Source organism: Bradyrhizobium tropiciagri (genome assembly GCF_018130505.1).
Lineage (GTDB): Bacteria > Pseudomonadota > Alphaproteobacteria > Rhizobiales > Xanthobacteraceae > Bradyrhizobium > Bradyrhizobium tropiciagri_B.
On record NZ_JAFCKH010000001.1, the window covers coordinates 13,975 to 27,562 of the forward strand.

Below are 13,588 nucleotides of genomic sequence, written 5' to 3' on the forward strand. Positions count from 1 at the left end.
AATCATCGGATTTCCCGCCGGGATTCGAAGCCCGCGCCAGCGGCTTTAGCGCCAAAATCGGGCGCCCGGCAAGCCGGAACGGGATCGCGATTGTCGCGGGATTGCGGTCAATTTCTTGCGTATGTTCGGGGGCGGGATGGGCGCACACCCCGCCTGCCAAACGACGCGGTGTCATCACCCGCGAAAGCGGGTGATCCAGTATTCCAGAGGCAGTCGTGGTTGAGTCGAGAAGCCGCGGCGTACTGGATCGCCCGGTCGAGCAGGGCGATGACGGCGGTGGACGTAGATGCGGTTTCGCATTCTCGCGGCATTGTTTGAGCGAGTTGCATTGGGCGCAGGGAAGATCGGGTTCCGACCGCATCGATCGACTCGGTGCAACAACGCCGGCGCGGCGGACTGTGCGGGTTCCACAAGCGACCCACTGCCTCAATTTAGAACAGTAGCAATGAATCATTGCAACCTGAGAGAATTGAGCTACCATAGGTGGTATTGCTGAGTACCATCGCGTTTTCGAGGTCAACATGGCCGCCCGCAGGTCCAGTCGTTGGGTGCCGAGCCCGTCGGCCCGGGCATGGTTGGTGCTGGCGCTGCCGGTGATCCTCCCGCTGCTGCTGATCCTGCTGAAGGGAGGAACCAGCGAGCCGGCGGACAACCGTTGCGAGCTTCATCTTCCATTCGGGACCATCATCGAGCTCTCCTGCCGGGCCCTGCGCATTGTTTCATTCATCGAAAGCGCTGCCGGCGCCTTCCTCGTTGTCGTGCTGATCTGGTGGCTGTTCAGCGAACTGATCGGGCTGCGCCGCATCTTCGAGGTGCCCTGGTTCGGCGTCGGCGAGGACGTCGAGAATGTCGGCGTGATCGAGAGCATCGTTCGGGCGGGACTGTTTGTCGGAGCGGTCTGGCTGACGATTGGCCTCTGCGCGCTGGCCTATATGGGGATGACCGGCGGCATGGTTGCAACGAAGCCGACGCCGCAGCCGACCCCGGGGCCTGCTGTGGTCGAGATCGCCCCCATCATCGCGGCGGCGGACAGGCTCACCGGCGAGGTCAAGGGTATCCGGGACAAGCTCACCGGTCAGCCGCAGTCGGTGAGCATCGATCCGGCGCTCGTTCCACAGCTGCAGCGCCTCGGCGAGAGCCTGCGCGAAATCCAGTCGATCCTGACGCGCCAGGACGGCAAGCTGGATGCGCTTCGCCAAATCGACGGACGCATGGCGCAATGGGAGCAACAGCGGAGCGGGCCGGCGATCCTCGAGGAGGCGAGGCGTCTGAACGGCGCGCTGGGCGAGGTGCGGACCTCGCTCGATGGCGTGGGCCGTCAGCTCGCCGCGCTCGGCAACATCGAAGGCCTGGTGCGTGACCTCGATATCAAGCAGGTCCCGGCCATCGCGGGAGAGGTCGGCAATGTGAGCCGAACGCTCGGCGAGGTGCGGACCCAGCTCGATGGCCAGGGCCGTAAGCTCGCCGTGCTCGACGACATCGAGCGCGTATTGCGCGATCTCGATGTCAAGCAGGTCCCGGCCGTCGCGGGTGAGGTTTCCAATGTGGGCGGCGCAGTCGTTGAAGTGCAGCGGCGACTCATCGCGCAGACCAATGTGCTCGAGCGCATCGAGCCATTCCTGAAGCAGCCCCGGCTCGTCGACGTGCCGCAACCTCCTTCAACGCCAAGGCCCACACCGACCCCCACGAGAACATCCTGTTTCGATCGCAGCGACGGAGCGTCGCGCTCGACCTCCGCTGCAGCCGGTCCGCGCCAGTATGAGCGCACGGTGTCCGTCTTCTTCGACAAGGCCGCATCAGAGCCTACGCGGGGAGCATTCGACAAGCTTGCCGAACTCTCGGACGAGCTCAACCATATCGATCAGCCGGCGGTCTTGATTTTTGGCTCCGCGGATGCGCAGGGCGTTGCCGACAGGAATACGGGGCTGGCGCGGCAGCGTGCGAGCGCGGTCGAGCAGTTCCTCAAAATGAGGGTGCCGCAGCTGGTCGTCCGGATCGCATCGGCACCTTCAACGGACGACCCGGCCTCGGAGCCCTACAACCGCATCGCGCGCGTGGAGGCGCATGGGATATGCCGTTGACCGCAACTCCGCAGAACGTTCCGCGGGTCAACTACAAGCTGAAGGACGACGGGGCTCCCGAGCCGCTGTCGCGCCTGGCGCTGCGAAAATTGCGGGCGTTCGACGAGGACATCCCCAAGGGCGGCCATATGGAATCCGACTCGTTCAAGCGGGTCGTCTATGAGCTGCTGCGTTACTGCCACGGCGAGATCGACGGCCTCTCGGTGCTGGTCGCCGGCCAGCGCGGCGCCGGCAAGACCACGCTGGTCAAGCTCGCTATTCAGCGCGTGATGACCGAATGCACCAAGGGACTGATGCCGCTGCCGCTGATCCTGCACGGTCCGACGATCATCGATCCGAAAGCGGTCGCGGAGAAACCGAAGGAAAGCGAGATGGCGCCGCCACCGGTCACGGTCGCGGCCGCAGATGCGGCGGTCCCGCCGATCGTCGTGGTCAACAACCCGGCGCCGCCGGTGACACCGGCGCCTGCACCAGGAGGGAACGGCAGCGCCAACGCGGACGGCAGCAAGGTGCCGGAAGAAAAGGAACGGGCGCTACGCTTGATCGTGACCGCGCTCTACCGCGGCCTTTCGCTTGCGCTCTACGATGCCTGGCTTGCCGCGGCCCGCGAGGCGCCCGAGCGGCGCCGGACCGAACATGAGCTGCTGGCATTACGCGCGCATCTTGATTTGCGGCTGGAGCGCGCGCCCGATCCGGACGTGCTGCGCAAGATCTGGGAGCGCGCCGGATTTCTCCATAGCGGTGTCGCGTTCTACTTGCGCCCAGCGACCAAGAAGGACGGCCGTACGGTGCGCGACAGCAAGCCGCCGGAGATCGCCGGCATCCCCTCCGACCAGGGGATCCGCGAGATCGTGGCGCTTGCCTCCTGTGCCGACGCCTACCGCGTCATCATCAGCAAGCCGCAGGAAATCCTCGCGCGCAAGCAGCAGTCCGAATATGCGCAAGAGGTCAAGTTCGCGATGCCGCAGGGCGGCGATAAGAAAAAGGATGATGACACGAAGCCCAAATCGGCTGCGGAGAAGGTGACGCCTCCGGTGCTCGGGACCGCAGCCGGCGGGCTTGCCGCGGTCGTGGCGCAGAGCGGAGAGATTACGACCCTGGCAGCCAGCGTCGGGACCGGCCTGCTGGTTTGGCTCGGCAGCTGGGTCGCGATGACCTATGGCACGAGGACCGCGCGTCAGGAGATGCGCAGGGAGCTGACGATGGACATCAAATGGGACATCGATCGGCTCGAGCGCGACCTGCCGCTGCTGCTCAAGCGGGTCAAGGACGCGGGATTCGCGCCGATCATCGTGCTCGATGAACTCGACAAGGTCGACAACGCGATGCAGTCGCTGAACAACTTTCTCAAGCTCACCAAGCATATCGTCACCGATCAGTCCGCATTCATGTTCCTGACCAATCGCGACTATTACGAGAACCTTGTCGCCAAGGAGCAACTCGACGGCGGGAGGGCATTGTGACCAACCCGACGTCCAAGACGTTCTACAATCATCGTATCTTCGTGAACTACGATGCGGATGCCTATCGGCAGTATCTGCTCGATATCGTCGATACCGAGCATTGGCCGAAGGAGGAGGAGTTCCGCCTCAAGCTCGGGCTGATGGCGTGGGGCACGATCCTGGTCTACCAGTCGCGCATGGTGGCATCCGATTTCCAGCGCCGGCTCAAGGGTCTGGTCAACGCGAAGGGCGAGTTTCTGCACCAGAGCCCGTCGCTGCCGTTCGCCCGGCCGCTCTACCGCCAGCAATTGGCGATGCAGCTCGCGATCGAAATCATTACACGTGCGCCGGAAGTCAAGGAGCGCATCAACGAGGCGCCGATCGTGGCGCAGTACATCTACGACACGCTTTACATGCCGAGCTTCTACCATGAGCGAGGTCCCGGCGAGATGTCGCCCGAAGGAGGGATCACGGAGTTCGCGATGACGCGCGACGACCTGCTCAACCACCTGTGGCGTCGCTCGCGCGGCGAACCGGAGGATGACCAGTGGAAGACTTTCATTCCGCCGGCGACGGTCAACTATTTGTTCGAGGGCGTGCTGGACAAGTATTTCAAGCTGCTTGCCGAGCCAAAGAACATTCAGAGCAAGACAAACCAATATGCCGACGAGCTGCCGGACGCCGATCGGCGGCTTTGGCTTGAACTTGCCGATGTCGCGAACCGCGCCCGGCCGATCGCAACCTACAGGGTCAACCTGGCCCAGCACGGCCCGCCGGCGGCCACGAACGGAGAAACACCGCCCAATGGCTGAGGACCGCAAGCCGCGCCGGCCGAGACCGCGGAAGGGTAAGCCCGCATCACTTGCCGCCGCGGCGACCGAGGGCGACACCGCGGAGGCTCGCTATCGCGCGACTGACGAGCCGAAGCGGATCGCAACGATGTATTTCCAGTTCACGGCCGACCGCTTCGGCTTTGCCACGACGCGAGACGCCGAAGACGAAATCGGATATGCGCGAGCGGCGCTCGACGCGCTCGATAGCTGGTCCGATACCATCAAGAATCTGCTGGGTGACTCCGACCGCGGGCAACTCGCGGTCGGCAATGCGCGGTTGTTGCCGCTCAATCCGACCTGGAACTCGACGTCAGACGCGCGGCAACGGGTGCGGGACAATCTGGGTGGCCGCATCGAGACGTTGCCCAAGAGCGGCGAATTGATCGATCAGGGGACCCGTGATGCGGTTGAGGAACTGCGCAACTATTTGCGCATGCTCTGGACCTGGCACCGGACCATTGAAGCCGGGCTCTGGGTCGCGACCATCGCAGCGCAAGGCTCGACCTCGGACGATCCGCGGCAGGCCCTGCTGCGTGGAGTTGCTGCGATCGAGGAGGTCGGCGAGTTCGACAACGTCGACACGCCGAAGCGCATCCTCGAGGCGCTGCGTGAGGTCGTGACGCAGGCTGACAGCGTTGTCGCGAACACGACGGGAACGTCGGCGCTGACTGACCGGATCGTTGCTGTCGTCAGGGACGCAGCTGCGGCGCTGCGTCGCGATGCCGACGCCGATGAGTTGACCGATCCCAAGCTGCTCGGCGGCTGGGCTGCGGACCTGAGGAAGAAGTTGAGCCGGCATCAACACGAGAAGAGGCTGCCGGTCGGTGAATGGACCGCCGTTGAAGGAATCTATTGGCGCCAATGGCAATGGCCGATGGAGGGAGCGGTACGGCGCAAGGAGCCGTTCGACAAGATCGACAGGATGTCGGTGTTCGACCTCATGATGGCTGCGCGCTACGCCAACGATATTTTCCTGCACTGGCGTGGCGGCCTGCTCTCGATCGCGCAATGGTCGCGCATCCTGTCGGTCACGTCGCCGGCCCGGCTTGAGACCATACGCGAACCGGCCCAGGCAGCGATCAGCCAGCTTGGATTTCCAGAACTTGTCGCGTTGCTGGCGCGGACGGAAACACCAACCAAGCTGACAATTCGCAGCGGGAACGCGCCACCATTGGTGGCGCTGTCTCTTCAAGAAGAGTCGGCGTTGCAGTCATGGCGCCCGGACTCGGCCGTTCGCGCATTTGCGCTGCGGCCGCGCCCGCAGGAGGAGAATGACGTCCAAATCGCGCATGATGGCACGGGGAAAGACATGCGCGATTCAACGCTGGCGCATCTGATTGACAGCTACTTCACGGAACGTGGTATCGCCAAATTGCACCTCGTCGAGGTGCCGCCGCGAGGGACCATCAAGGAGATGGCCCGCAAAATGGGCTGGCTCGCCGGTGAGATCGGCTGGAGCCGCGTCTATTGCTGCGAGACGGTCCTGACCGGCTCTGACCGCTCGCTGCTGCTCTCCGCCCGCGATGTCCGCGAACTCGTCGAGGACGTGCGGCGGAAATTCCCGGAACTGCTGGCGCGCGAATCGATATCGATATTGGGCAGGCTCTACGCCGACATCTACCGCAGTTTCCGGCGGATCGTGGTTGCCACGGGCAGCCAGGACTGGCGGATCGTCAGATTGCTGCAGCGGATATTCGGGCCGACCGATTCGAGCGCGTCCTGACTAAACGCTGTTTTTTCCGCCGGTCCGCGCTGCTCAAATTCGCGGCGCTGCAGGCCGCCTGAAGCAGGGTTCGTGCGACGGCGCAAACGCGTCTGCCCAGTGCGTGAGCATATTCAGCTGCGCCCACCCACTACTTTAGTTGCCATCAACGCATGGCGATCTGCACGCAGTTTCACTTGCTGCGCGTTTTGTCGCAGCTATAGTCGCGCCCCAACAGAGCTCGAAGCAGCCGAAGAACAAGAGGAGTGAAACAGAGTGAGAAAAACATCCCGAATAACGTTTCATGCGTTGCAACAACTCGCGGGAGTAGCTGTCCTTGGCCTGATGGCGACAGCCCCGAATGGCGCACTGGCCGCAGATACACTCAAGATCGGCGTGATCGCCGAAGCGCAGGCGATCGCCGGCGCGTCGATCCCGCAGGCGGCGCAGCTCGCCGCCGACGAGATCAACGCCAAGGGCGGCATCGACGGCCGCAAGATCGAGATCGTCACCTACGACAATCACTCCTCCTCGGCGGATTCGGTGCGCGCATTCCAGCGCGCGGTAAATGAGGACAAGGTCAACGCCGTCATCTCCAGCTACATCAGCGAGGTGGTTCTGGCGCTGGAGCCGTGGGCTTCGCGGCTGAAGACGCCCTTTGTCACCCCGGGAGCTGCTTCCAACGAGATCAGCAAGAGCGTCCACGCCGATTACGAAAAGAACAAGTACACCTTCCACGGCTATCTGACCTCGGCGGCGCTGGCGCTGTCGGTGTGCGATTCCGCCAAGGATCTGCTGGTCGATCAGAAGCACATGAAGACTGCCGTCATCATGAGCGAGGACGCCGCATGGACCAAGCCGCTCGACGTCGGCTACGAAGAGTGCCTGCCGAAGATCGGGCTCAAGGTCGTCGACCACATCCGCTTCTCGCCCGACACCACCGACTTCACGCCGATCTTCAACAAGATCGAGGCGGCGAAGCCGGACGTCATCATCACCGGCATCTCGCATGTCGGCGTGCAGCCGACGGTGCAGTGGAAGAACCAGCAGGTGCCGATCCCGATGTTCGGCATCTCCTCGCAGGCGACCAACGAGACCTTCGGCAAGGATACCAACGATGCCGCCGAAGGGGTGCTGTACCAGGGCGTGTCGGGGCCGAACGTCGCGGTGACGCCGAAGTCGGTGCCGTTCGCGGAAGCCTTCAAGAAGCGCTTCGGCAACTATCCGTCCTATGCCGGCTACACCGCCTATGACGAGGTCTACTACATCGCGGACGCGGTGAAGCGCGCCGGTTCGATCGAGGCCGACAAGATGGTCGCGGCGCTGGAGCAGACCGATTGGGAAGGTACCATCGGGCGCGTCCAGTTCTACGGCAAGGACGATCCGTTCACCCACTCGATCAAATACGGCAAGGGTCTGATCACCGGGCTGATGCTGCAGTGGCAGGGCGGCAAGCAGGTCGCGGTCTGGCCCAAGGAAGTCGCCAAGAGCGAGCTCAAGTTCCCGAGTTTCGTCAAGGCGACGAACTAACAAGGGATAATGCTCCCGGCCCCGGCCGGGAGCATTCTTCTTCAAGCCACGCGTGTTCCAAAGCCACGCGTCCTCCACAAACAGGTAGCCCTGCTGCCGCGGCTAATCCGAGATGCTTGCGTTACAAATCCTGATCGATGGCTTCGCCATCAGTGCCCTGTATGCCCTCGGCGCCACCGGCTTCACCCTGATCTTCGGGGTCTCCGGCGTGCTCAATCTCTCCCACGGTGCCATCATGGTGGCTGCGGCGGTCGCGGCCTGGGCCGCGGCCAGCGTGCTGCACCTCGACACCTACTCGGGGGCACTCGTCGGTGTCGGCGTCGCGCTGATCGTGGCGTTTGCGACCTACTTCGCGGTCGTCAAGCCGATCCAGAATTCGCGGCGCATCCCCAATGAGGAGAAGGAGATCTTCGTCCTCACCGGCACCCTGCTGTGGGGCATCATGATCCAGGAGCTGATCGCCTATTTCTTCACCAACAATGCCAAGACGGTGCTGCCGATCATCGAGGGCGTGGTCACCATCTTCGGCGTCCGCACCCCGCGCAACGAGATCTTCACCGCGATCGTCTGCTGCCTCGTGATCGGCCTGCTGTGGCTGCTGGTGAACCGCACGCGGACCGGCAAGGCGGTGCTGGCGGCCTCGATGAATCCGCGCGGTGTCACGCTGCTCGGGCTCGAGCTCACGCAAATCTACATCGTGGTGTGGGGGATCTACGGCATTCTCGCCGGCATCGCCGGCGTGCTGCTCGGCATGTTCCTCGGCGTCAGCTCCTACAGCGTCGGGCCGCTCACTGCGAGCGCATTCTCGATCGTGGTGCTCGGCGGCCTCGGCAGCGTGTCCGGTTCGCTGATCGCGGCGTTCGTCGTCGGCTATCTCGAAACCCTGACGGCCTATCTGATCTCGCCGGCCTACCGCACCATTCCGGCGTTGCTGCTGCTTGTGTTCGTGATGTACATCCGGCCGCAGGGCCTCTTGGGGAGGCGCTGAGATGGCCAGTTTCTTCACCTCGCGCCTGTTCTTCATCTCGCTCGCCTGCGTCGTGGTCGCCGCGACGCTGCCGCTCTACGTCTCCGGCTACGTGCTCGGGCTGCTCACCGTCGCATTCTATTTCGGCGTGTTCGCGATGGCCTGGGACTTGCTGTTCGGCTTCGCCGGCGAGGTCAATTTCGGGCCGACCTTCCTGATCGGCACCGGCGCCTACACGGCGGGGATCCTCAACAACCAGTTCGGCTGGTCGGTCTATCTCTGTATCCTGCTCGGCGCGCTGGCCTCCGTCATCGCCGGCTTCGTGCTGGCGCTGCCGGCGCTGCGGGTGAGGGGGCCGTATTTCGGCCTGACCACGCTGGTCGCGGTGTTGATGCTGCAGAACTTCATCGTGGTGTTCGCCGATCTCACCGGCGGTGAGATCGGTCTGACCATCCCCGATGTCATCACCATCAATGCCGGCGCCAATTACTGGATTGCGCTCGGCTTCATGACGATCAGCGCGGCGATCCTCTACGGCCTGTCGCAATCGCCGGTCGGACTCGTGCTGCAGGCGAGCGGCCAGGATCCGGTGCAGGCCGGCGCGCTCGGCTTCAACATCGTCAAGCACAAGCTCGCCGCCTTCATCGTCAGCGCGTTCTTCTCCGGGCTGTCGGGAGCGCTGCTGGTGTTCTACTTCGGCACCGCCTCTGTCGGCACCGTGGTCGACGTCGCGGTCGGCGTCAACGTCATCGTCTCCGCCGTGCTCGGCGGAAGGCGCACCGTGCTGGGCGCAGCGCTGGGCGCGATCTTCCTGATCGTCGCCGGCGAGTTCCTGCGGCCGACCGGCGAGCTGGCGACCTTCATCGTCTCGGCGGTCGCGCTGCTCGTCGTCCTGTTCTTTCCCGGCGGTTTCCTCGGAGCGGCCTTGTCACGCGAGGCGCGCTCTTGATGGATCAGACTGTGACCACTGCAACGCTCTCCGTCCGCGGACTGACCAAAAGATTCGGCGGCCTCACCGCTGTGAAGAATCTCTCCTTCGAACTGCATCCCGGCGAGATCCTCGGCCTGATCGGGCCGAACGGCTCGGGAAAATCGACCGCGATGAAGAGCGTGATGGGCATCGAGCGCCCGACCGCCGGCGAGGTGCTGTTCGAGGGCGAGAACGTCGCCGGCCTGCCCGCGCACAAGATCGCGCGCAAGGGCTTTGGCATGGTGTTCCAGCATTCGCGGCCGCTGAACCGGCAGACCGTGCTGGAGAACATCATGGTCGCGCTGCTGCCCGACAGCCTGTTCATGCTATTCCCCGACAAGGCGCTGACCGAGCGTGCCAAATGGATCGCCGAGCGCGTCGGCCTCGGCGCGGTGATGGACCGCCGCCCGCCGACGCTGCCGTTCGCCGATCTGCGCCGGCTGGAGCTGGCGAAGGCGATCGCGCGTGATCCAAAAGTGGTGCTGGTCGACGAGCCCTTCGCCGGCCTCACCAGCGCCGAGGTCGGCACGTTCTCTACATTGATCCGCAGCTTCCGCGACGAGGGCCGCGCGGTGATGCTGGTCGATCACAACGTCAAGAGCGTCGCGGCGCTGGTCGACCGCGTGCTCGCGATGTATCTCGGCGAGGAGATCACGACCGGCCGCGCCGAGGATGTGATGAAGAACGAGACCGTGCGGCGGGTCTATCTCGGCGGCGCGATCGAGACCCATGCGCGGCCCGAGACCTCGTTCAAAGACAAGGTGCCGTTGCTGCAGGTCGAGAATGTCAGCGTGCATTACGGCAAGGCGCAGGCGCTCGAGAACGTCTCGATCCACGTCCATGAGGGCGAGTTCGTCTCCATCGTTGGGCTGAACGGCGCCGGCAAGACCACGCTGTTCAACACCATCTCCGGCTTCCTGCCGTACACCGGCGACATCATCCGCGGTGGCGAGAAGCTGCGCGGCACAGGGCCCGCAAAGATCGCCCGCTCGGGCCTCGTGCAGTGCCCAGAATCGCGCGAGCTGTTCGGCGAGATGACGGTGCGGGAGAATCTCGACCTCGGCGGCCAGCATCTGTCCGATGCGGCGCGAGCGCAGCAGCTCGCCTGGCTGTTCGAGCTGTTCCCGATCCTGAAGGAGCGGCAAGGGCAGATGGCGCAGACGCTGTCCGGCGGCGAGCAGCAGATGCTGGCGATCGGCCGCGCACTGATGATGCAGCCGCAGATCCTGATCCTCGACGAGCCGACGCTCGGCCTTGCGCCCGTGATCCTCGAGCTGCTGTCGAAGGCACTGGAGAAGCTGCGCCAGACCACCAAGATCACGGTGCTGCTCGGCGAGCAGAACGTGACCTTCGCGCTTCCCCATGCCGACCGCGTCTATGTGCTGGAGCACGCCAGGATCGTCTGGGAAGGCGATCCCGGCCGGTTCGCCGCCGAGGCGGGCAAGGACTTTCTCTGACGTTGGAAGATTAACAACAAAGCAAAACAAGGGAGATCATCATGTCACGATATTCAGCAGCCACTCGCGCGAGCCTGTTGGCTTCGGCGATCGCGCTCTGCCTCGCGGCGCCGGCCTATGCGCAGTCGAAGGATCCGATCAAGATCGGCGTGATCGCCGAGGTGCAGTCGATCGCAGGTGCGGCGACGCCGGGCGGCGCGCAGATCGCCGCCGACGAAATCAATGCCAAGGGCGGCGTGATGGGCCGCAAGATCGAGATCGTCACCTACGACAACAAGTCGTCATCGGCGGACTCGGTGCGCGCCTTCCAGCGCGCGGTCAGCGAGGACAAGGTGTCGGCGGTGATCGCCAGCTACATCAGCGAGGTGGTGCTGGCGCTGGAGCCGTGGGCGTCGCGGCTGAAGATGCCGCTGATCACGCCCGGCGCTGCGTCGAACGAGATCACCAAGGCGGTACACAATGACTATGAGAAGAACAAGTACACCTTCCACGGCTACCTGACCTCGGCCGCGCAGGCGCAACTGGTCTGCGATGCCGCCAAGGAGCTGCTCGCCGACAAGCTCAAGTTCAAGTCGGCGGCGATCATGAGCGAGGATGCGGCCTGGACCAAACCGCTCGATATCGGCTACGAGGCCTGCCTGCCGAAGGCCGGGCTGAAGGTGGTCGAGCACATCCGCTTCTCGCCTGATACCACCGACTTCACGCCGATCTTCAACAAGATCGAGGCCGCCAAGCCCGACGTGATCGTGACCGGCATCTCCCATGTCGGCGTGCAGCCGACGGTGCAGTGGAAGAACCAGCAGGTGCCGATCCCGATGTTCGGCATTTCGGCACAAGCGCTGAGCCCGTCGTTCTGGGGCGACACCAACGGCGCCGCCGAGGGCGTGCCGTCGCTCGCGGTCGCAACCCCCGACGTCGCGGTGACGCCGAAGACGAAGCCGTTCGCGGCCGCCTTCAAGGCCAAGTACGGCACGCCGCCGGCCTATACCGGCTACACCGCCTATGACGAGGTCTACATCATCGCGGAGGCGATCCAGCGCGCCGGCTCGACCGATCCGGACAAGATGGTGACCGAGCTCGAGAAGACCGACTTCGAGGGCACCATCGGCAAGATCCAGTTCTACGGCAAGAACGACGAGTTCACCCACGGCATCAAGTCCGGTCCGGGCGCTGTGACCGGCCTCGTGTTCCAGTGGCAGAACGGCAAGCAGATCACGGTCTGGCCGAAGGCGATCGCCGAGGGCGAGATGAAGTTTCCGAATTTTGTAAAGCTGTCGCAGTAAGCCTCAGCACCGTCATTGCGAGCGAAGCGAAGCAATCCATCGTCCCACTCGGGGATAGATGGATTGCTTCGTGGCTTCGCTCCTCGCAATGACGCGGAAAGACTTTCACTTCTTCGTCGGCGGCGCCGCCTGAATCGTCGGCGCCGCGGCGGCGAACAGCGCGGCAGGGTCCCCATCGCGTGGCGGATAGATGCGCTGGCGGTTGATGATCTGCTTGGTTGCCTTGGCCGCCGCGCCCGTGGTGTGCACCTCGCGGTCCCAGCCGGTGGTGTAGAGCGCGCCCCAGCCGCCGAGATCGAGCACGGTGACGTACCAGTCGATGTCGAGCGGCAGCATCGGCTCGCCGTGGAGATCCGCGACCACGTTGTGGCCGGCGAAGCGGCCCATCGGCCGCGCGAACTGGCAGGACATCACGGTCGGATGCTTGCCGTCGATCAGGCAGGCCGCGACGTCGCCGGCGGCGAACACGTTGGCAAGACCCTCGGCGCGCATGAAGTGGTCGACCGCGAGGCGGCCGAGCCCGTCCCGTGCCACCGGCAGCGCCGCGGCGAGCGGGCTGGCGCGCATGCCGGCGCACCAGACCACGGTCTCCGTCGGGATGACGTCGCCGGTATCGAGCGTGATGCTGCCGGCATCGACGGCGCTGACCCTGACGCCCAGCCGGGTCTCGACACCGAGCGCCGACAGCGCCTCGTTGATGACTGGGCGTCCGTGCGCGCCGAAGGTGGCGCCGACCACCGGATTGGGATCGATCAGGATGATGCGGCGCTCGCCGGTGATGCCGGCGCGCGCGAGCTTGTCCGGCATCTCGGTCGCGACCTCGATCCCGGTGAAGCCGGCGCCGACGACGACCACGGTCGTGCGCGCGGGCGAGGGCGGCTGCTTGCCGAGCGCCGCGAGGTGCTTGTCGAGCTCGATCGCGGCGTCATAGGTATCGACATCGAAGCCATGGATGGCGAGGCCTGGAATGGGCGGGCGGACCAGCTCGCTGCCGGTCGTCAGCACCAGCCGGTCGTAGGTCAGCACCTCTCTGCCGGCGCCGGTTGCGACCGTGACCTGCCGCGCTGCCGGATCGATCACCTCGACCTCGGCGGCCAGGTGCTTGACGCCGACCGGATCGAGCAGGCCGGCCAGCGGCAGCGCGACGTCGCTGAGATCGGTCTCGTAGTTGCGCACCCGGATGTTGTGATAGGCGTTGCGATCGACGACGAGAATCTCGGTGTCCGCGGCGCGCGCGCCGATCTCCTCGCGCTTGCGCGCGGCGCCGAGTGCGGCCCACAGTCCGGCAAAACCGGCACCCAGCACCAGGATACGCGCCATCGC

Annotated in this window: 10 protein-coding genes; 9 read left to right on the forward strand and 1 reads right to left on the reverse strand. The window is 64.6% G+C overall.

The features are described from left to right. Positions 1-521: 521 nt before the first annotated feature. The 9 genes from JQ633_RS00070 (at position 522) to JQ633_RS00110 (ending at position 12,265) form a co-directional block, all read left to right on the forward strand. A complete protein-coding gene (locus JQ633_RS00070; protein ID WP_211981063.1) occupies positions 522-2,081 on the forward strand; it encodes a hypothetical protein in 1,560 nt (519 codons plus the stop codon). Beyond that, a complete protein-coding gene (locus JQ633_RS00075; RefSeq protein ID WP_211981065.1) occupies positions 2,078-3,544 on the forward strand; it encodes a hypothetical protein in 1,467 nt (488 codons plus the stop codon). The genes JQ633_RS00070 and JQ633_RS00075 overlap by 4 nt, the downstream gene beginning before the upstream one ends. Then, on the forward strand, positions 3,541-4,335 hold the full coding sequence (locus JQ633_RS00080; protein ID WP_211981067.1) for a hypothetical protein: 795 nt from the start codon (positions 3,541-3,543) through the stop codon (positions 4,333-4,335). Before JQ633_RS00075 ends, JQ633_RS00080 begins: the two co-directional genes overlap by 4 nt. A 127-nt stretch (positions 4,336-4,462) precedes the next feature. Continuing rightward, the gene (locus JQ633_RS00085; protein ID WP_211981069.1) at positions 4,463-6,079 is read left to right on the forward strand and encodes a hypothetical protein; all 1,617 of its coding nucleotides are present in this window, start codon (positions 4,463-4,465) and stop codon (positions 6,077-6,079) included. Positions 6,080-6,403: 324 nt separating this feature from the next. Beyond that, entirely contained in the window at positions 6,404-7,588 is a 1,185-nt protein-coding gene (locus tag JQ633_RS00090) for an ABC transporter substrate-binding protein (RefSeq protein ID WP_249158654.1), read from the forward strand. A gap of 112 nt (positions 7,589-7,700) precedes the next feature. Beyond that, the gene (locus tag JQ633_RS00095) at positions 7,701-8,576 is read left to right on the forward strand and encodes a branched-chain amino acid ABC transporter permease (RefSeq protein WP_211981073.1); all 876 of its coding nucleotides are present in this window, start codon (positions 7,701-7,703) and stop codon (positions 8,574-8,576) included. Position 8,577: 1 nt separating this feature from the next. Then, positions 8,578-9,504, forward strand: a complete 927-nt coding sequence (locus JQ633_RS00100) for a branched-chain amino acid ABC transporter permease (RefSeq protein ID WP_211981075.1) — start codon at positions 8,578-8,580, stop codon at positions 9,502-9,504. Beyond that, positions 9,504-10,982, forward strand: coding sequence for an ATP-binding cassette domain-containing protein (locus tag JQ633_RS00105; protein ID WP_211981077.1), 1,479 nt, complete (start codon positions 9,504-9,506; stop codon positions 10,980-10,982). The genes JQ633_RS00100 and JQ633_RS00105 overlap by 1 nt, the downstream gene beginning before the upstream one ends. A gap of 41 nt (positions 10,983-11,023) precedes the next feature. Next, positions 11,024-12,265 (forward strand): ABC transporter substrate-binding protein, encoded by a 1,242-nt coding sequence (locus JQ633_RS00110; RefSeq protein ID WP_211981079.1) that lies wholly within the window; start codon positions 11,024-11,026, stop codon positions 12,263-12,265. A 105-nt stretch (positions 12,266-12,370) separates the two neighbouring features. Here JQ633_RS00110 and JQ633_RS00115 read toward each other — a convergent pair whose 3' ends face one another. Further along, complete coding sequence (locus JQ633_RS00115) at positions 12,371-13,585, reverse strand: NAD(P)/FAD-dependent oxidoreductase (protein WP_211981081.1); 1,215 nt, start codon at positions 13,583-13,585, stop codon at positions 12,371-12,373. Between the last annotated feature and the right edge of the window lie 3 nt (positions 13,586-13,588).